At 61.1% G+C, this 17,050-nt stretch carries 16 protein-coding genes; 13 read left to right on the top strand and 3 right to left on the bottom strand.

Annotation, left to right across the window (positions count from 1 at the left end; genetic code table 11):
- Positions 1–10: 10 nt before the first annotated feature.
- Positions 11–1,210 (bottom strand): aminotransferase class V-fold PLP-dependent enzyme, encoded by a 1,200-nt coding sequence (locus ACSOSP_RS33520; RefSeq protein WP_455314956.1) that lies wholly within the window; start codon positions 1,208–1,210, stop codon positions 11–13.
- 113 nt (positions 1,211–1,323) lie between these two features.
- Here ACSOSP_RS33520 and ACSOSP_RS33515 point away from each other — a divergent pair, with 113 nt between their 5' ends.
- Together ACSOSP_RS33515 and ACSOSP_RS33510 are read left to right on the top strand one after the other, a co-directional pair.
- On the top strand, positions 1,324–2,184 hold the full coding sequence (locus tag ACSOSP_RS33515; RefSeq protein ID WP_455314955.1) for an IclR family transcriptional regulator: 861 nt from the start codon (positions 1,324–1,326) through the stop codon (positions 2,182–2,184).
- Positions 2,185–2,266: 82 nt separating this feature from the next.
- The gene (locus ACSOSP_RS33510) at positions 2,267–2,728 is read left to right on the top strand and encodes a RidA family protein (RefSeq protein ID WP_455315407.1); all 462 of its coding nucleotides are present in this window, start codon (positions 2,267–2,269) and stop codon (positions 2,726–2,728) included.
- A 31-nt stretch (positions 2,729–2,759) separates the two neighbouring features.
- Here ACSOSP_RS33510 and ACSOSP_RS33505 read toward each other — a convergent pair whose 3' ends face one another.
- Both ACSOSP_RS33505 and ACSOSP_RS33500 read right to left on the bottom strand, forming a co-directional pair.
- A complete protein-coding gene (locus ACSOSP_RS33505; RefSeq protein ID WP_455314954.1) occupies positions 2,760–3,593 on the bottom strand; it encodes a class I SAM-dependent methyltransferase in 834 nt (277 codons plus the stop codon).
- Positions 3,594–3,674: 81 nt separating this feature from the next.
- Positions 3,675–4,109: a GFA family protein gene (locus ACSOSP_RS33500; RefSeq protein ID WP_455314953.1), complete on the bottom strand. Its 435-nt coding sequence runs from the start codon at positions 4,107–4,109 to the stop codon at positions 3,675–3,677.
- A gap of 257 nt (positions 4,110–4,366) precedes the next feature.
- Between ACSOSP_RS33500 and ACSOSP_RS33495 the strand changes: the two genes are divergently transcribed.
- The 11 genes from ACSOSP_RS33495 to ACSOSP_RS33445 all read left to right on the top strand — a co-directional run bounded on the left by ACSOSP_RS33495 (position 4,367) and on the right by ACSOSP_RS33445 (position 16,330).
- Positions 4,367–5,404 carry an AraC family transcriptional regulator gene (locus tag ACSOSP_RS33495; protein ID WP_455314952.1) on the top strand — a complete coding sequence of 346 codons (1,038 nt, stop codon included), beginning with the start codon at positions 4,367–4,369 and terminating at the stop codon, positions 5,402–5,404.
- Positions 5,405–5,703: 299 nt separating this feature from the next.
- Positions 5,704–6,855, top strand: a complete 1,152-nt coding sequence (locus tag ACSOSP_RS33490) for an acyltransferase family protein (RefSeq protein ID WP_455314951.1) — start codon at positions 5,704–5,706, stop codon at positions 6,853–6,855.
- 239 nt (positions 6,856–7,094) lie between these two features.
- Positions 7,095–8,927 carry an allophanate hydrolase gene (gene atzF / locus ACSOSP_RS33485; RefSeq protein ID WP_455314950.1) on the top strand — a complete coding sequence of 611 codons (1,833 nt, stop codon included), beginning with the start codon at positions 7,095–7,097 and terminating at the stop codon, positions 8,925–8,927.
- A gap of 46 nt (positions 8,928–8,973) precedes the next feature.
- On the top strand, positions 8,974–10,071 hold the full coding sequence (locus ACSOSP_RS33480) for a BMP family ABC transporter substrate-binding protein (RefSeq protein WP_031357303.1): 1,098 nt from the start codon (positions 8,974–8,976) through the stop codon (positions 10,069–10,071).
- A gap of 34 nt (positions 10,072–10,105) precedes the next feature.
- Entirely contained in the window at positions 10,106–11,221 is a 1,116-nt protein-coding gene (locus ACSOSP_RS33475; protein ID WP_455314949.1) for an ABC transporter permease, read from the top strand.
- On the top strand, positions 11,214–12,140 hold the full coding sequence (locus ACSOSP_RS33470) for an ABC transporter permease (RefSeq protein ID WP_455314948.1): 927 nt from the start codon (positions 11,214–11,216) through the stop codon (positions 12,138–12,140). Before ACSOSP_RS33475 ends, ACSOSP_RS33470 begins: the two co-directional genes overlap by 8 nt.
- A gap of 30 nt (positions 12,141–12,170) precedes the next feature.
- Positions 12,171–12,863: a biuret amidohydrolase gene (gene biuH / locus ACSOSP_RS33465; RefSeq protein ID WP_455314947.1), complete on the top strand. Its 693-nt coding sequence runs from the start codon at positions 12,171–12,173 to the stop codon at positions 12,861–12,863.
- A gap of 2 nt (positions 12,864–12,865) precedes the next feature.
- The gene (locus tag ACSOSP_RS33460) at positions 12,866–14,476 is read left to right on the top strand and encodes an ABC transporter ATP-binding protein (protein ID WP_455314946.1); all 1,611 of its coding nucleotides are present in this window, start codon (positions 12,866–12,868) and stop codon (positions 14,474–14,476) included.
- 25 nt (positions 14,477–14,501) lie between these two features.
- Positions 14,502–15,161, top strand: a complete 660-nt coding sequence (locus ACSOSP_RS33455; protein ID WP_455314945.1) for a cysteine hydrolase family protein — start codon at positions 14,502–14,504, stop codon at positions 15,159–15,161.
- 13 nt (positions 15,162–15,174) lie between these two features.
- Positions 15,175–15,570: an oxalurate catabolism protein HpxZ gene (gene hpxZ / locus ACSOSP_RS33450; RefSeq protein WP_455314944.1), complete on the top strand. Its 396-nt coding sequence runs from the start codon at positions 15,175–15,177 to the stop codon at positions 15,568–15,570.
- 28 nt (positions 15,571–15,598) lie between these two features.
- Positions 15,599–16,330 carry a GntR family transcriptional regulator gene (locus ACSOSP_RS33445; protein ID WP_455314943.1) on the top strand — a complete coding sequence of 244 codons (732 nt, stop codon included), beginning with the start codon at positions 15,599–15,601 and terminating at the stop codon, positions 16,328–16,330.
- The last annotated feature ends 720 nt before the right edge of the window (positions 16,331–17,050 follow it).

The following is a 17,050-nucleotide window of genomic DNA, read 5'->3' as shown; positions in this document are numbered from 1 at the left end:
GTCAGGCCACTCAGTCGGGCCAATTCCGCCGGCCGGCGCTACGCCGCGCATCGCGCTGGAAAAACGGGGTGACCAGCGGATGCGGCGCGTGCTGCGCGCGCTCGAGTTCATCGAGCAGGCGTTCAAGCACGCTGTGCTCCTGGCCCGGATGCAGATTGCACGGGTCGATGAAGAAGAAATTCAGTTCTGCCTCGTGATCGCGCACGATCACGGGTACGCTTCCCGCCGGCGGATGGGCGAGCGCGTCTGCCAGGTCCCAGGCGCTGATACGCGCCTCGCGTGAATCGATGGACAGCTTCAGGCGGTCGAGCGGATTGCCGGTTGGATCGGCATCGATCTCTGCACGCACACCGGGGCGCGTATTCAGCGCTTCACGCCACAACTCGAGATAACCGCGTTCACGGGCGCGGACCGCCGCATGGTCGCGTTGCTGCCATTGTTCGAGCGCGGCGATGGCGCCCGCAATGCCTTCCTTGCCTACTTTCATGCCACGGCCTATGCCGCCATTCTGGAAATAGGCGGCACGTACCAGCGCTTTCTTGCCGGCGACAATACCGGCGGTCGGACCGCCGAGAAACTTGTGCGCCGAATACAGCACGAGATCGGCGCCAGCGGCAATGAAGCGCGTGAGATCATATTCGGACGCTGCATCCACGATGACCGGTACACCTTTCGCATGCGCCAGAGCGATGAATTCTTCCACATGGATCAAGCCGAACTGGACCGTGTGATGCGAGACCACATAGAGCGCAGCGGTCGTGCGCTCGTTGATCGCCGCGGACAGCTGGTAGCCATGCGACTCCGTGGCCGCTCCCACGGGCACGACGCGAGCGCCGGCAAGCCGGATCGCCTGGTCGACAGGTGCGCCATAATTGACGAGATGGCCCGTTTGCACGACGACCTCGTGGCGCAGTCCGCTTGTATCGGGCAAACGCTCGATCAACCCAAGGTCGTCACCGGTCATGGTCGCCGCAATGCCGAGCGTGATCGCCGCGGAACAGGATGCCGTGACATAGCCGCTTTCGCTGCCGCAAGCCTGCGCGATCACGGCCGACGCTTTGCGTTGCAAGTCGTCGATCTGGACGAACTGAGGCAGGATTGCCGCCATTGCTTCAATGACCGGCGTCGCCACGATGGACGCACCCAGGCTCGTCATCGTGCCCGAGACATTGATGACCGGGCGTAGACCAAATCGGGAATAAATATCCATCGTGCGGCTCCTGATATTCCTTTATTATGGAACGTATGTTGTAATTGTGTATTAGATTATCATACGATGCGCTTGCGTCAAACTGTACAAAAACAATCAGTCCCAGGAGCGTGATGGCCGCCAAGCCCCGTCAAACCATGCAGGAACCGCAGTCGGTCGAGCAGCCCGCCCCAGATCTTGCCGGCGCTGCGCCCGCAACGCGCACGCGCACCAGCGCGATCGACCGGGCGGTGCAGATCCTCGACGCATTGCAGGACACCAACCGTCCGACGACCGCGTATGAAATCGCGCGACTCGTTGGTGCCCCTTTGTCCACGGTCTATTCGATCATCAATGACCTGGTGGAGAAGAACCTGCTGGCCCGCACGCCCGACGGCGCGATCTGGCTGGGCTCGCGGCTCTACGGCTACGGTCTGACGTATGCGAGTTCACTCGATTATCTGGCCGTCGCGCATGAAGAGATGAACCGCTTGTCGACGCAGGTTGGCGAGACGGTGCAGGTGTGCGGACTCGAGGAAGGGATGATGGTCGTGTTGCAAATGGCCGAGGGGCCAGGCCATTTCCGCGTGACTTCGCGCGTGGGAAGCCGGGTGCCGCTCAACTGGACCGCGTCGGGACGATTGCTGGTGGGGCATCTGCCGGACGCCGAGCGAATCGCCTATTTCGAACGGTACGCGAAACCGTCGCCCACTGCGCGCGCCGAGACGCGTCCTGACGTGCTCGCGAAAATGGCGCGCGAGGCGCTGGATGCACACCTGTCGATCCAGATCGGAGAGTCGGATGCGTCCGTGGCGTGTCTCGCCGCACCAGTGCTCGATCAGGCGGGAGACTGCGTGTTCACCATTTCGATCGTGATGCCGGAAGCCAAGGCGCTTCAGAGTACTGAACGTTTCGGCGACGAACTGAAAGTCGTGGCCGCGCGCATTGAAGCGCGGCTCGGTTGGCAGCGCCGCGCGCCTGAACCGATCGGTTAAATGCGACGCCGGTTAGCGGGTCTTTGAACTTTGTCCTCAACACTTGAAAGAGAACCAACGCAACATGGGATTTTCGACTGAGATGAACTGCTATGAACGACTGCAGGCCCGCGGCTTAAAACTTCAGGACGTGCCCGCACCCATAGGCAATTTCACTCACTGCACACGCGAAGGCAACTTGCTGTTCTTGTCCGGGCAAGGGCCGCTCGATGAAACCGGGCATCTGATGACGGGCAAGGTCGGCGCCGACGTCACCGCCGATGAAGCATATGCACACGCGCTACTGGTCGGTCTTAACCTGCTGTCGGTCCTGCATGTGGAACTGGGCGACCTGAGCCGGGTAAAGCGCGTCGTGAAGCTGCTCGGCATGGTCAATGCAACGCCGGATTTCGCCGATCATCCCCGCGTGATCAACGGCTGCTCCGATCTCTTCGTCGATGTGTTCGGCGACGCGGGACGGCACTCACGTTCTGCTGTGGGCGTAGGATCGTTGCCCGGCAACATCACGGTAGAGATCGAAGCAATTGTTGCTATTCGCGATTGAGGTTAAGCGGCGATTCAGCGGTGTTGCGTCTTCACTTTCGCTCGATCACGATTTCGAGGTACTCGCTCGGCAGCACCAGCGTGCTGTCGCCCGAACGATTGCGGCTCTCCATGAGCGCCAGCAAGTCCTGGGTAAAGGCAGCCTGCTTCTCGGCGTCGAGAGCACCGAAGGTCTTGTTCATCGGACCGTAGTAGGTGCGGAACACGTCAAGCCAGTGCGCCGGCGAGTGGTAACGGAAGACAAACTCGCGACTGGTTGTGCGGATCTCCCGCGCGGCATGATCGAACAACTCGTCGAGCCTTGCCTTCGTGCCCCACAATGCCGGCGATTTCACGCCAGGCGCAGGCGGAATGTATTTGCCGATCGTCTTGAACACCTGGCCGATAAAACTATCGGGCGTCCAGTTCGCCATGCCGATCCTGCCGCCCGGTTTGCAGACACGCGCAAGTTCGTGCGCCGCGTTGTCCTGGTTCGGGGTGAACATCACTCCGAAGGTGGACAGCACCACGTCGAATGAGGCATCGGGGAACGGCAGGTTCTCGGCATCGGCTTCCTGGAACTGGATCGTGTGGCCCTCGGCCTTCGCGCGTGCTCGCCCGGACTCGAGCAGCGACGCGACGTAGTCGGTGGAGGTCACGTCGCACCAGCGGCGCGCGGCCGCCAGCGTGGCGTTGCCGTTACCCGCGGCGACATCGAGAACGCGGCTGCCCGAGCGCAGATCGAGCGCCTCGCACAGGTTCTCGCCGACGATCTGCAGCGTGGTCCCGACGACGGCATAGTCGCCCGCGGACCAGGCGGCTTGCTGGCGGGTCTTGACGGCGGCGAGGTCAATAGCCGGGGTGATGGTGGATGTGTCTGCTGGCATACCTGTACTCCTTATCATATAAGGTGCCTGCATGCAGCCACGCAGTGCTGCATGCGGTGATTACGTCGTGACTGACGAGTGTTATTCCGCCAACACGACGCCCGAGCCGCCCATTTCCTCCGGCAGGTCTCTCATCTTCGGCAAGCCATCCTTCATCCGCAACCTTGTTTCCTGATAGTTGACGTGAACGCCGGCCCCATAGGGGAAGTCTGGAATAGTGGCTGCATACACGTCGGTGAGTCCCATGCCAGGGTGCTCGGTGAAGAGGTGGCCGCCGCATGTCTTGCACCATTTGCGATAGCTGTGCGGTGTCTTGTTGTAAGTGCCTATGTTGTCGGCACCCTGCGTGACGTGCACCGCCTCGGGCTTCCACAGCGTGAAGGCGTTGACGGGTCCTGCCGACCAGCTTCTACACGACTCGCAGTGGCAATAACCCATGCCGGCCGGCTCGCCGGTGACCGTCAGCTGAACCGCGCCGCAAAAGCAGGCTCCCTTGTAAGTCTTTTCGTCGCTCATGATGCATCTCCCTCAATGGTTTTTACCCGGGCGTGCATGGGTCTGCCGATGCGGCCTCGCCCAACGGACTGACGCGCGCCGCGCCGTGCACTCGATAGCACCACAATGCGCTTACTTGAACGTTACGGTTCAGCACTGGAAGCTGCGGTACGTGGGTGCTAGTATTTACGAATCGCTTAACCTGATGAATGATCAGGCGTCCAGATTTCTTGTGCAGGACGCCGGATTCAACAGGCGCTATTCAATGGACAATAATCATGGACGCCGTTTCAGACGTGCTTCGCGCGGTGCGCCTGAGCGGAGCGGTGTATCTCAATGGAGAGTTCACTGAGCCGTGGTGCGTGATAGGTCAGGGAAATGCGGCCCTCTATGGGGCTTTCCTGCCGCTATCGGAACGCGTGGTGTCTTATCATCTGATCATCGAAGGGCACTGTTGCGCGCAACTCGCCGGCAATCAAGGCTCCGCGATTCACCTCAATGCCGGTGAACTGCTGGTGGTGCCGCAAGGCGAAGCGCACATCATTGGCAGCGACCTGGCGCTTTCTCCCGAGTCGGCGGCGCCCTTGCTCGCCAGTCAGTTGCAGAGCGCACCGGGCCAGGTGATGAAATTGTCTTATGGAGGCGGTGGAACCGGCACACGTCTTATCTGCGGTTTCCTGGCCTGCGACAACACCTTGAGCAACCCGCTGCTTTCCTCGCTGCCGCCGATCTTCAAGGTCGACTTGCGCAACGATCCGCACTCGGCATGGCTTACGTCGTCACTGCAATTCGCTGCAGTTGAAGCGAGCGAGTGGCGGGCCGGCAGCGCCATTGTGCTCGCCAGACTGTCCGAGCTGTTGTTCGTCGAAGCGGTCCGCCGTTGTATCGATACCCTGCCCGCGGACCGCAAAGGGTGGCTGGCGGGCGTGCGCGACCGGTTCGTCGGTCGTGCGTTATCAATGCTCCATGCGCAACCCGCGCACGCATGGACCGTCGATGAACTCGCGCGAAAAGTGGGCTTGTCGCGTTCCGCGTTGGCGCAACGATTCACGGACCTGCTGGGACAACCGCCCATGCAGTACCTGGCGCGTTGGCGCCTGCAGGTCGCGGCGCAAGAGCTCTTGACCGGCAGCAAGTCGCTGGCCGCGGTGGCGGAGCAGGTCGGCTACGAATCGGAAGCGGCGTTCAATAGGGCGTTCAAGCGGGAATTCGGAACGCCGCCGGCGGGCTGGCGAAAGAACCAGGGGGCGGCAGATGCTGCCGGTTCATCCTTTAATACGATCGAACCCGTTGGCGAGCCAAGGGCAGCTGCCTGAGGACTGGCTCGCACGACCGGGCATGGGTTCGCCATTGAGCGATGTCTCTTGCTCAAGCCCCATGCGTCAGCGCCTGGTAGCATCAACCTTGCCAACACCTGCAGCGCGCAGGCAAAAATTACGCTGTCCGAAAAGTGTCGATCGGCAATAAGGTAAAAAAGTATTAGAAAGTTATACAGAGTTAATTGTCTATTGAATCAGCCTTTAAAGTTTCCTTTACCGGTTAATTAATTCGGTAGAACGTGGCAGCTGAACCCCACGTCATTCGCCACTAATTCGGACTGCGAGGCATTTATCGGATGAATGAAACGAGTTCCTTCAACGGCCGCCATTACCCACAGCTGGATGCACTGCGCGGCATAGCTGCCCTGATGGTCGTCATTAACCACTTCGTCCTGGTCGGCCCGCTTTGGTGGGTAACCAAGTCACCTTTGCGCGTGCTGGCGCTCGGTCATGAAGCGGTCATCTTGTTCTTCGTAATCAGCGGCTTCGTGCTGACCCTTCAACTCACGTCGGACCGCCGGGTGACGTATCGGGACTATGTGGTCAAGCGGATCTGCCGGATCTATCTACCTTATCTCTGCGTGGTGTTTGCGGCTTTTTCGGCCATCAGTCTGATCAATGTAGAACCGATTGCATGGGCCGGCTCATGGTTCAACGATATCTGGACGGGATCATTTTCCGGCAGAGAGATACTCGACCATTTGTTATTTATCGGACAATACAAGGCCAATCGCGTGCTTCCGGTTATCTGGTCCTTGATCTACGAGATGCGTATTTCGTTGACCATGCCGCTGGTCGTGTATGGCGTCAGCCGCTTCTCAGCTCGCTCCTGCCTGGCCGCGGCGTTTTGTATTTCCCTGGTTTCCTTCCTGTTCGCCATGGGGCGAAATGGGGACGAGAACAGCAGCCCAAGCTTTAGCGGTGACTGGGCGATGACCGCGCATTACCTCGGCATGTTCATCGTTGGTGCGACGTTGGCGCGCCATCGCGCGAGCTGGCAACGATGGCTCGCGGAGGGTAATCGGACGAAGCTCGTCCTTGCCGCTTCGCTCGCGCTCTATTTCCTGTCGCGCCTGGTGTTGTCGATTACGTCGGGTGCTATCGGTCAGTACATGTTCGACTGGTGTGTCGTGGTGGGCGCCGCGGGCCTGGTCTGCACGGCAATTGCGTCGAAGCGTTTCACGCTGGTGCTGGCCATGCGCCCGGTCGTATTCCTCGGCACGATCTCCTACAGCTTGTACCTGACCCACACCATTGTCCTGCTTGCAGTCATTCATCTGATGCCTGCTTCGGGGTCGGGATGGGGGGCGATCACAACGGCCGCGGCGCTGGTTATTCCCGTTGCTGCCGTCACTCATTTGGTGATCGAACGCCCGTCGATCTTGCTGGGTAGATTCCTGACGGGAAGAAGCGTTACCGCGTCCTCGCGAGCGAACCAAGTGTCCTGAAACCGGGTCTTTGGGTTGGCCGTTGTCTGGAGTGCGGAGGAGCGCCGCTTTTGTGCGCGCACGTTGCTCGACGGTGCATCACGCACCAGGAACCAGAGTGGCGGGTGCTAGTCGAAGCCACCTTCTGGGCCTGCGTGATCGGCGGTAAGCCTTGTGCAATAAGGCTTAGGGGGCGGTGAAAATAAGCCTGGCATAGCTTCTGCATAGATGAATTCCATCTTGTATGCAAGACGGAATTCATGTCAAAGCTAACCGACCTTTTCGAGCGTCCACGCGTCACGGCTCTTTTAGCCGCGTATGTGGCACGGCGTTGTTCGCCGCTAGCCGTGGTCGATGCGGTGTTCAAGCGGATCAGCACCGTGGACCGCCCGGAAGTGTGGATCGCCCTGCTGCCGGAGGACGCCGCGCGCGCTCAGGCACGTGCGCTTGAAGACGCGCTTGCCGAAGAAGGCGACGCGGTGTTCGGACGGTTGCCGCTTTTCGGCGTGCCGTTTGCGGTCAAGGACAACGTCGACGTAGCGGGTTTGCCGACTACCGCCGCGTGCGAACCCTTCAGCTACACGCCCGATGTGTCGGCATTCGCCGTTCAGCGGCTGCTCGATGCCGGCGCGATTCTCATCGGCAAGACCAATCTGGATCAGTTTGCTACGGGTCTTGTCGGCACACGCTCGCCGTTTGGCGCGGTGCGTCAGGTTGAGTTTCCCGCGTATGTGTCGGGCGGTTCGAGTTCGGGGTCGGCGGTGGCCGTAGCTTCCGAGTGCGTTGCTTTTTCGCTGGGTACGGATACGGCCGGGTCCGGCCGCGTGCCCGCAGGATTCAATGGACTGGTCGGGCTAAAGCCATCGCTGGGTCTGGTGAGCAAAAGTGGCGTGATGCCCGCTTGCCGCAGCCTCGATACGCTGTCGATCTTCGCGCACGATGTGGCCGACGCCTGGCATGTGCTCACGCAGATGGCCGCGTTCGACGCGCTCGATGCGTACTCGCGCAAGCTGCCGCCCCTGGGTGCAAGTGCTTCGTCCCCACGTATAGGTGTGCCCGCCGAGCTTGAGTTCTTCGGCGATACCACCGCTCAACACGCGTTCCTCGCGACCCTCGATACGCTCTCGACCCGGCTGGGCGTGACGCCGGGCAAGGTTGATTTCACCCCGTTCAAACGTGTATCGGCTTTGCTCTACGACGGCCCGTGGGTCGCCGAGCGCCGCGCTGCGCTGGGCGCATTCTTCGAGACACACTTCGCGGATATCGACGCAACGGTGGCGGCGGTGATCGGCAAGGCCGACCGATTCACCGCAGTCGATGCTTTCAACGGCCAATACACGCTCGCGGAACTCAAACGCGAAGTCGATGGATTTTTTGATCAGTTCGATATCCTGATTGTCCCGACCACGCCGACTCATCCTCTGATCGCCGACGTGCAGGCAAACCCCATCGAACGCAATAGCGAACTGGGCTATTACACCAACTTCGTCAACCTGCTGGATCTGTGCGCGCTGGCCGTGCCGGGCGTGCGTCGCAGCGACGGTTTGCCGGCGGGCGTGACCCTGATCGCGCCGAGCGGCGCGGACCATCGGCTGGCGGTGATGGGCGCACGAATCCAGGCGCTTTTCGACGAACAATCCGATCTGTCGCCGGATCTCCAGCCGTTGCCATTCCAGGAGCCGGCCGTTGCGCTGGCCGTGGTGGGCGCGCATTTGAGAGGGCAGCCGCTCAACCGGCAATTGCTGGAAGCGGGCGCTCGCTTCAAGCAAGCAACCCATACCGCGGCGGCTTATCAGCTTTTTGCGCTTGCCAATACTTCGCCGCCCAAACCCGGGCTCGTGCGCACCGCCGGCGCCGAAGGTGCGGCCATTGCCGTGGAAGTGTGGGAGTTGCCATTGCGTACGTTCGGCAAGTTCGTGATGGACGTTCCGGCACCCATGGGCATCGGCACCGTTGAGTTGGACGACGGCCGCCTGGTCAAGGGTTTCATCTGCGAGCCGTCGGCGGTATCGGCGGATAGCGGCGCGCACGACATTACCGCTTTCGGGGGCTGGCGTGCCTACCTCGACAGTCTTCAGAAAACAGCTCATTAACCGCTCAATACGCGCTCAATTAACCGCTCACCAGGAATCGAACGACATGACTAGCCGCCGCACTTTCATCAAAGACGCGAGCCTGTTGGCGCTCGCGAGCATGGTCCCGTTCAAGTCGGTATTTGCCGCGGGAAACACAACGGTCGGCGTGATCTATGTCGGCGCGCGTGGCGACTATGGCTACAACCAGGCGCAGGCATCGGCGGCCGCGATCATCAAGAAGCTGCCTAACGTGAAGGTCGTGGAAGAAGAGAACGTGCCGGAGACCATCGCGGTCCAGAAGACCATGGAAGCGATGATCGAACAGGACGGCGCAACGCTGATTTTCGCGACCTCGTTCGGTTACTTCGATCCGCACGTGCTCAGGATGGCCGCCAAGTATCCGAACGTCAGGTTCGCGCATTGCGGCGGTTTATGGAAGCAGGGCAACCCGCCAAACATCGCGAGTTATTTTGGCTATATCGATGAATGCCAGTACCTGAACGGCGTGGTCGCCGGCCACATGAGCAAGAGCAAGAAGCTCGGCTTTGTTGCGGCCAAGCCGATTCCGCAAGTGCTGCGCAATATCAACTCGTTCACGCTCGGTGCGCAGTCCGTTGATCCGGCTATCACCACGCAGGTGATTTTCACCGGCGACTGGTCCATGCCGGTGAAGGAAGCGGAAGCGACCAACAGTCTCGTCGACCAGGGGTGCGATGTCATTACCTGTCACGTCGATGGTCCGAAGGTCGTCGTGGAAACGGCGGAGAAGCGCGGCGTGATGAGTTGCGGCTATCACGCGAGCCAGGCCGCTCTTGCGCCGAAGGGGTATCTGACCGGCGCCGAGTGGGACTGGGCGACGCCGTACAAGGCGCTCGTCGCCGATGCACAGGCCGGCAAGCCTCAGCCCAATGTGCTGCGCGGCGGACTCAAGGAAGGGTTCGTCAAGATGTCGCCGTACGGCGCCAAGGTCACGCCCGACGCGAAGAAGGCCGCGGACGCGATCAAGGGCAGCATGCTGGCGGGCGACTTCGTGATCTTCAAGGGGCCGGTGAAGGACAACAAGGGCGCGGTCGCGATTGCCTCTGGAACGAGTCATGTGCAGACCGACTACACGCTGGAGAGCATGAATTATCTCGTGGCGGGTGTAACCGGCCAGATCTGAAGATTACTCATGCTGAACTCCTGAAGGAGCCGTGATGCGCCCCAATGCCCAGACTGCCCGCGCTTTGCTCGCGTTGTTGCCAGCAATCCCGACGGTGCTTGCGCTCGTCGGAACCCTGGTGCTGTTTTCTTTATTTCTGCTGGTGCAGGGTCAGCCGGTACTGGATGCCGTCGGCCTGATTTTCAAGGGTGCATTCGGCTCGTCGTTCGCCTGGCAAAGCACCTTGCTGCGCGCTTCACCGCTCATGCTGACTGCGCTGTGCGTCGCGCTGCCGGCGCAGGTCGGGTTGGTCGTGATTGGCGGCGAGGGCGCGCTGGCGCTCGGCGGCATGTGCGCGGCCATCGTCCCGCAGATGCTTCCGGCCAGCACGTCATGGCTGGTTGCCACGCCGTTGATGGCGCTCGCGGGCATGCTGGCGGGCGCGGCATGGATCGGGGCGGTGGGCGCGCTGCGGCAATGGCGCGGTGTGAATGAAACCATCAGCAGCCTGTTGATGGCTTATATCGCCATTGCGCTGTTCAAGCATCTGGTCGAAGGACCGTTGCGCGACCCGGCAAGTCTCAACAAGCCCTCTACGCTCCCGGTTCCCCCATCGATGATGATTGGGTCCCTCCCGGGCCTCGAAGTCCACTGGGGCCTCTTCTGGGGCGTCCTTGCGTGCATTGGCGCGTGGGTCTTCGTCAAGTACAGCACCAAGGGCTTTGCAATGCGCGTGGTCGGCGGCAGCAATCGCGCGGCGCGACTCGTCGGCTTGCCGGTGAACCTGCTTGCGCTGGCCGCCTGCGCGCTCGGCGGCGCGGCGGCGGGTCTTGCCGGCATGTTCGAAGTGACAGCGGTGCAGGGCAGCGCGAACGCGTCGCTGCTCGCCGGTTACGGCTACGCGGGCATTCTGGTTGCCTTCGCCGCGCGCCAAAATCCGCTTGCGATCATCGTGTGTGCGCTGATGATTGGCGGGATCGAAGCAAGCGGCAGCCTGCTGCAACGCCGGCTCGATCTTCCCGATGCCACCACGCTCGTGCTGCAAGGCCTGCTGTTTGCAAACCTGCTGGCATGGGAAGCGCTGGGCGGGAGGATCGCCGCGTGGCGTGTGCAACTCCAGGCCGCCGCACTCGCCGACTTCAACTTGCCGATGGAGCAGACCCATGCCTGACGCACATTCGCCCTTCGTGATCCTGCTGCTGTCCCTCCTTGCCGGCGCCATCCGCGTCAGCACGCCTTATCTGTTCGTGAGTCTGGGCGAATGCCTGACCGAAAAGGGCGGACGCGTGAACCTCGGGCTCGAGGGCATTCTCGTGTCGGGCGCGATGAGCGGGTATGCCGCATCGTTGCTGACCGGCTCACCGTGGGCCGGGGTGCTCGCGGCCGGCCTGGTCGGCTTGCTGCTCGGATGCCTGCACGGGCTTGTGTGTTCGTTGCCCCGGGTGTCGGATATCGCGTTCGGCATCGCGCTCATGTTGCTCGGGACGGGACTGGCGTTTTATCTGGGCAAGCCGTTCATCGAACCGCAGGCGCCAGGTCTTCAATCGTTCGATCTCGGCACATGGACCAGTTCCCCGCAACTGCATAACGCGCTGCATATCAACCCACTATTCGTCATCGGCGTGGTGCTGGCGTTCGTATTGCAGTGGGGGTTGCGCACGACGCGCTGGGGCATGACCTTGCGTCTGGTAGGAGACCACGCCGAGACCGCCCGCGCGATGGGTTATCCGCTCACGCGCATTCGCATCATTGCGACCGCGGTGGGCGGCTTCTTTGCCGGTATCGGCGGGGCGTATCTGTCGCTGGTTTATCCGGGTAGCTGGAACGAAGGGCTATCCAGCGGACAAGGGTTGATGGCCGTCGCGCTGGTTATTTTTGCGCGCTGGCAGCCGTTGCGATGCTTGTGGGCCGCGCTGCTTTTCGGTGCAGCCGGTGCGCTCGGGCCAGCGTTGCAGTCGATCGGCGTGACGAGCGGCTACTACCTGTATAACGCCGCGCCTTACGTCCTTACGCTCGCCATCATGATCATCAATTGCCGTCCGGATCGCACGCTTGCCGGCGCGCCGGGCGAGCTAAGCCTGACACGTTGAACTTCACGCATTCTCAAGGCGGCCACGACCATGAACCGATTCATCGATGCTACTCCTTACCCCTGGCCCTTCGATGGCAACCTGCGCCCGGATAACACAGCGCTTGTCGTGATCGACATGCAGACGGATTTCTGCGGCCATGGTGGTTACGTCGACAAGATGGGATATGACCTGTCATTGACCCGCGCGCCGATCGAGCCGATCAAGCGCGTGATGGCCATGATGCGCGAACAGGGCTTCACGATCATTCATACGCGCGAAGGGCATCGGCCGGATTTGTCGGACCTGCCGGCGAACAAGCGCTGGCGCAGCCGTCGCGCGGGTACCGAAGGCGTGGGCATTGGCGACGACGGCCCGTGCGGCCGCATCCTCGTGCGCGGCGAGCCCGGCTGGGAAATCATCAGCGAACTGGCGCCGTTGCCCGGTGAGATCGTGATCGATAAACCCGGCAAGGGCTCGTTCTGCGCGACCGATCTCGAACTGATCCTGCGCACGCAGGGTATCGTGAACCTGGTGCTGACCGGGATCACCACGGATGTCTGCGTCCACACCACCATGCGCGAAGCGAACGATCGCGGGTTCGAATGCACCGTCCTCGCGGACTGCTGCGGTGCGACCGATCCCGCGAACCATCAGGCGGCGCTGCACATGATCACGATGCAAGGCGGCGTGTTCGGCGCGATATCCGATTCGAACGCACTCCTGACCACCCTCGGCGGCTGATCATGTCGACTCCTTCGCATGCGTTAGAGGTGGAAGTGCACAACGCCGGCAAGTCGTTCGGTGCGTTTCGCGCGCTGGATAACGTGTCTATCAAGGTCCGGCCGGGCACGGTTCACGCGTTGCTCGGAGAGAACGGCGCGGGCAAAAGTACCCTCGTGAAGGGATTGGTAGGTTACGGCCTGCTCGACGAAGGCCAGATCTCAGCCGATGGTCGAGAGGTCAGCATTGCCTCGCCGCGCGATGCGCAAGCGCTGGGTATCGGCATGGTGTATCAGCATTTCACGCTGGCGTCGGGATTGTCGGTGGAGGAGAACCTGCTGCTGGCACGCGGTAGCTTGCCCTGGAAAATAAACTGGTCCGCGGAACGCGAAGCGCTCGACGCGTTCATGCAGCGCATGCCGTTTCGCCTGCCGCTCGATGCACCCGTCTCAGGTCTTGCTGCAGGGGAAAAACAGAAGCTGGAAATTCTCAAGCAGTTGTATCTCAGGCAGCGTTTCCTGATTCTCGATGAACCGACTTCCGTGTTGACACCGCAGGAGGCGGACGAGGTACTGGGTTTGATGCGCGATCTGACGACACGCGGCGAGTTGACCGTTCTGATGATCACGCACAAGTTCCGCGAAGTGATGGCGTATGCCGACGACGTGACCGTGCTGCGAAAAGGCAGGCAGGTGGGGACAAGCGCGGTATCGGCAACGAGCCGCGACGCGCTCGCCGGTTTGATGATGGGGGCAACTGAGACGCGCGACACCGCCGTCATGGACGCGGTCAATGCCGAGCGGGTCGCGCGCAAACCGGTGGACCCGGCAGCACGAATACGCCTTGCCATGAGGAATATATCTATCGACGATGATCGCGGCCATGCGGCGGTCAAACGCGCGTCGCTCGAGGTTCGATCGGGTGAAATACTCGGCATCGCGGGGGTGTCGGGCAATGGCCAGAAAGAGATGGTCGAGGCGCTGGTCGGGCAACGCCGCGTGAAGACCGGTGAGATGGAGATAGCCGGTGACGCTTACCACGCCACGCGCGATGAGATGACGCAGCGGCGTGTGTTCGCCATCCCTGAAGAGCCGCTTAAAAACGCGTGCGTGGCGAGCATGAGCGTCGCGCAGAACCTGGCGCTTCGCGACTTCGACCGCACGCCTTTGCGTCGTGGCGGCTGGCGTCTCGACCGGCGCGCGATGCGCGAGCGCGCTTCGCATCTCATCGACGATTTCAACGTCCGCCCGCCGTTGCCCGAGCGTGCTATCGGCACATTGTCGGGCGGTAATGTCCAGCGCGCGGTGCTCGCTCGCGAGCTGGGTCAGCCGGTCGATGTGCTTATCGTCGCGAACCCGGTGTTCGGTCTGGACTTCGCATCGGTTGCGGATATTCATGCACGGATCATGGCGGCGCGCGATGCCGGCGCGGCAGTTTTACTCGTGAGTGAAGACCTCGATGAATTGCTGGAACTGGCCGACCGGATTGTCGTGATCGCGGAAGGGGAGCTTGTGTACGAGACATCCGCCGCCAGCGCCGAACGCGCGACGCTTGGCCACTACATGGCGGGACACGGTGACTCGACGGCGCATGTGGCTTCGGTTGCCGAAGCGTTGAAGGAGCTTATAGAATGAGATTGAGCCGCTGCGGGGACCCGCTATGACGGTCACGATACCGGCGCTGCCAGGTCCCTTTACCTTCGATCCATCGACAACCGCACTCGTCATCATTGACATGCAGCGGGACTTCGTCGAACCCGGTGGTTTCGGGGAATCGCTGGGGAACGATGTTTCCCTCCTTGCAGAGATCGTGCCAACCGTCGCCTCGTTGTTGGCCTTGGCGCGTGCGAGCGGGTGGTTCATCGTTCATACGCGTGAGTCGCATGCAGCGGACCTGTCGGACTGCCCACCCTCCAAGCGGCTTCGGGGCGCGCCCAATGCACGCATTGGAGACGAAGGGCCGATGGGCCGCATCCTGATCCGGGGCGAACCGGGCAATGCGATCGTCGACGCCCTTGCGCCGGCCGAAGGCGAGCTTGTCATCGATAAACCCGGCAAGGGCGCGTTTTATGCGACATTATTGGCTCAGGAGCTGGAGGCGAGGCATATCACACATCTGATCTTTGCCGGCGTCACAACTGAGGTATGCGTGCAGACGTCGATGCGTGAAGCGAATGACCGCGGATACGATTGCCTGTTGGTCGAGGACGCCACCGCCAGCTATTTTCCGGCGTTCAAGCTTGCGACGCTGGAAATGGTACGGTCCCAGGGCGGTATTGTTGGATGGACCGCGCCGCTGTCATCCTTTACCGCAGCATGAGGATTTGCCGACGATGGACATCAACCTGCCGGAAGTTATTGCCGAGGTGTGTGCGGTGTTCGTTGAGTATGAACGCGCGCTCGTGGCGAACGATATCGAAACGATGAACGCACTGTTCTGGGACGAGCCGGAGACAGTGCGTTATGGCATTGCCGAAATCCAGCATGGCGGCGAGGCGATTCGCCAATGGCGCGAAACCTGCGCGCCGGTGCCCGCTTCGCGGATGTTGCATCGGACTGTCATCACCACATTCGGCCGCGACTTCGCGACCGTCAGCACGGAATTCACCAGCGACGAAACACCGTTGGTCGGACGCCAGATGCAGACCTGGGCGCGCCTCGGTCCTCTTGGCGGGTGGAAAATTGTCGCCGCGCACGTGAGCCTTATTCCTACGCCCCCCAAGCCCTGAACGCCGATAACAACAAAAGGGAATCCGCATGCAGGAAGACGCCATTGAAACAGCGTTTGAAGCACTCGAACCGAACGCCGCCAACCCGCTTGCCGAGCAGGTCTATCAACGGCTGAAAACCGATATATTCAACTTCCGTCTGTTCCCGGGCGATCGCTTTTCGGAGAACGGCATCGCGCAGTATTACGGCGTATCGCGCACGCCGATGCGCGACGGCTTGTTCCGGCTGCAACGCGAGGGTTATCTGGAGGTTGGTTTCCGGCGCGGATGGAAGGTCGCGCGAATTGACTTCGACCAGATGGATCAGCTCTACGACCTGCGCATCGTGCTTGAAGTGGCCGCGCTCGAACGGTTGACATCGGGGAGCGAAGCGGCGCGCGAGGCTATTGATGCGCTCAAGGCAGTCTGGTGCGTCGAGCCGCAAGCGCGTGAAGAAGATCCGGTGAAGATGTTCGGCATGGATGAAAATTTTCACCGGCAGATCGTGGCTGCTACCGGCAATGCGGAGATGGTGCGCGTTCATAACGACGTCACCGAGCGCATCCGCATTGTGCGGCGGCTCGATTTTCTCAAGCCTCACCGGACCAGTGCGACCTATGATGAGCACTCGACCATGCTGCATCTTATTGAGCGCAACCGGTTGACCGAGGCAACTATCCTGCTGCGCGCTCATATCACGCAGAGCAAGCTGGAAGTCCGGAAGATCACGTTGTCGATGCTCGATGCGGCGCGCGATGTGAAGCTGCCGTTCGTATCGTAGATGGGTTTTCGTTCGCACTCGGGGGTGGCTTTCGGGTTTGGGGTTTGCGGTCGGGATTGGTGTTGGGGTGCTAGGTTCTAGCGTTAGCGGTTCTGGTTCATTGCCGGGTTGCTGCTTTCGGGGTTAGTGGTCGGGGTCATTGCTGGGTTGCTGCTGCTTAGCTTGGCGGCCTGCGTGAGTGAGCTATTTTCTTTATCACTATTAGCCACTGCGCGTGGCGGCGCGTCATTTCTTTGTCCAAAGCGACAAAGAAACGAAGCAAAGAAAGCGCTTTCAAAACGAGGGCTCATAAGTTGACCTAGCGTGCAGTTTTTGCGTTTTTGGCACCCCAAAAGCACGGTGCTCGCAAGAGCGACGGATGTGTGAGACCCTCCTTCTCCGAACACCGATACCCACACGCTTCGCCACCAGTGACTGAACCTGCCAAAGGGGCACCCCGCGCTATCCGCGAACAACCACCCACCAAATATGAACTCGCGCCGAACCACATCGCCAACCGGCCTCGAAACAAGGCGCTCGGATAGATGATGCCCTAACGTCAAAAAATAATCGCACCGATCATGCCGATCATGCTGGCCAAGCAGCTAACCCGCGAAGACCTGAAGCGGTAAATACGCGTGGGGCCGTGCGGGTTTCTTGGCAAGGGTGCTTGCCCGAGAGCGTACGGGGCGAAGCGTGTGCGTGTAAGAATTCGCGAGAAGGAGGGGTTCAAACATCCGT

This window comes from Caballeronia sp. KNU42 (assembly GCF_053760385.1).
This window is presented reverse-complemented; position numbering and strand designations above follow the sequence as displayed.

What these genes read in the sequence shown, in the direction of transcription:
- ACSOSP_RS33500 (WP_455314953.1), bottom strand. Translation starts at nt 4,109, where the DNA reads ATGAGCGACGAAAAGACTTACAAGGGAGCCTGCTTTTGCGGCGCGGTT.
- ACSOSP_RS33490 (WP_455314951.1), top strand. Translation starts at nt 5,704, where the DNA reads ATGAATGAAACGAGTTCCTTCAACGGCCGCCATTACCCACAGCTGGAT.
- biuH (WP_455314947.1), top strand. Translation starts at nt 12,171, where the DNA reads ATGAACCGATTCATCGATGCTACTCCTTACCCCTGGCCCTTCGATGGC.
- ACSOSP_RS33505 (WP_455314954.1), bottom strand. Translation starts at nt 3,593, where the DNA reads ATGCCAGCAGACACATCCACCATCACCCCGGCTATTGACCTCGCCGCC.
- ACSOSP_RS33475 (WP_455314949.1), top strand. Translation starts at nt 10,106, where the DNA reads ATGCGCCCCAATGCCCAGACTGCCCGCGCTTTGCTCGCGTTGTTGCCA.
- ACSOSP_RS33470 (WP_455314948.1), top strand. Translation starts at nt 11,214, where the DNA reads ATGCCTGACGCACATTCGCCCTTCGTGATCCTGCTGCTGTCCCTCCTT.
- hpxZ (WP_455314944.1), top strand. Translation starts at nt 15,175, where the DNA reads ATGGACATCAACCTGCCGGAAGTTATTGCCGAGGTGTGTGCGGTGTTC.
- atzF (WP_455314950.1), top strand. Translation starts at nt 7,095, where the DNA reads ATGTCAAAGCTAACCGACCTTTTCGAGCGTCCACGCGTCACGGCTCTT.
- ACSOSP_RS33520 (WP_455314956.1), bottom strand. Translation starts at nt 1,210, where the DNA reads ATGGATATTTATTCCCGATTTGGTCTACGCCCGGTCATCAATGTCTCG.
- ACSOSP_RS33460 (WP_455314946.1), top strand. Translation starts at nt 12,866, where the DNA reads ATGTCGACTCCTTCGCATGCGTTAGAGGTGGAAGTGCACAACGCCGGC.
- ACSOSP_RS33495 (WP_455314952.1), top strand. Translation starts at nt 4,367, where the DNA reads ATGGACGCCGTTTCAGACGTGCTTCGCGCGGTGCGCCTGAGCGGAGCG.
- ACSOSP_RS33455 (WP_455314945.1), top strand. Translation starts at nt 14,502, where the DNA reads ATGACGGTCACGATACCGGCGCTGCCAGGTCCCTTTACCTTCGATCCA.
- ACSOSP_RS33480 (WP_031357303.1), top strand. Translation starts at nt 8,974, where the DNA reads ATGACTAGCCGCCGCACTTTCATCAAAGACGCGAGCCTGTTGGCGCTC.
- ACSOSP_RS33510 (WP_455315407.1), top strand. Translation starts at nt 2,267, where the DNA reads ATGAACTGCTATGAACGACTGCAGGCCCGCGGCTTAAAACTTCAGGAC.
- ACSOSP_RS33515 (WP_455314955.1), top strand. Translation starts at nt 1,324, where the DNA reads ATGGCCGCCAAGCCCCGTCAAACCATGCAGGAACCGCAGTCGGTCGAG.
- ACSOSP_RS33445 (WP_455314943.1), top strand. Translation starts at nt 15,599, where the DNA reads ATGCAGGAAGACGCCATTGAAACAGCGTTTGAAGCACTCGAACCGAAC.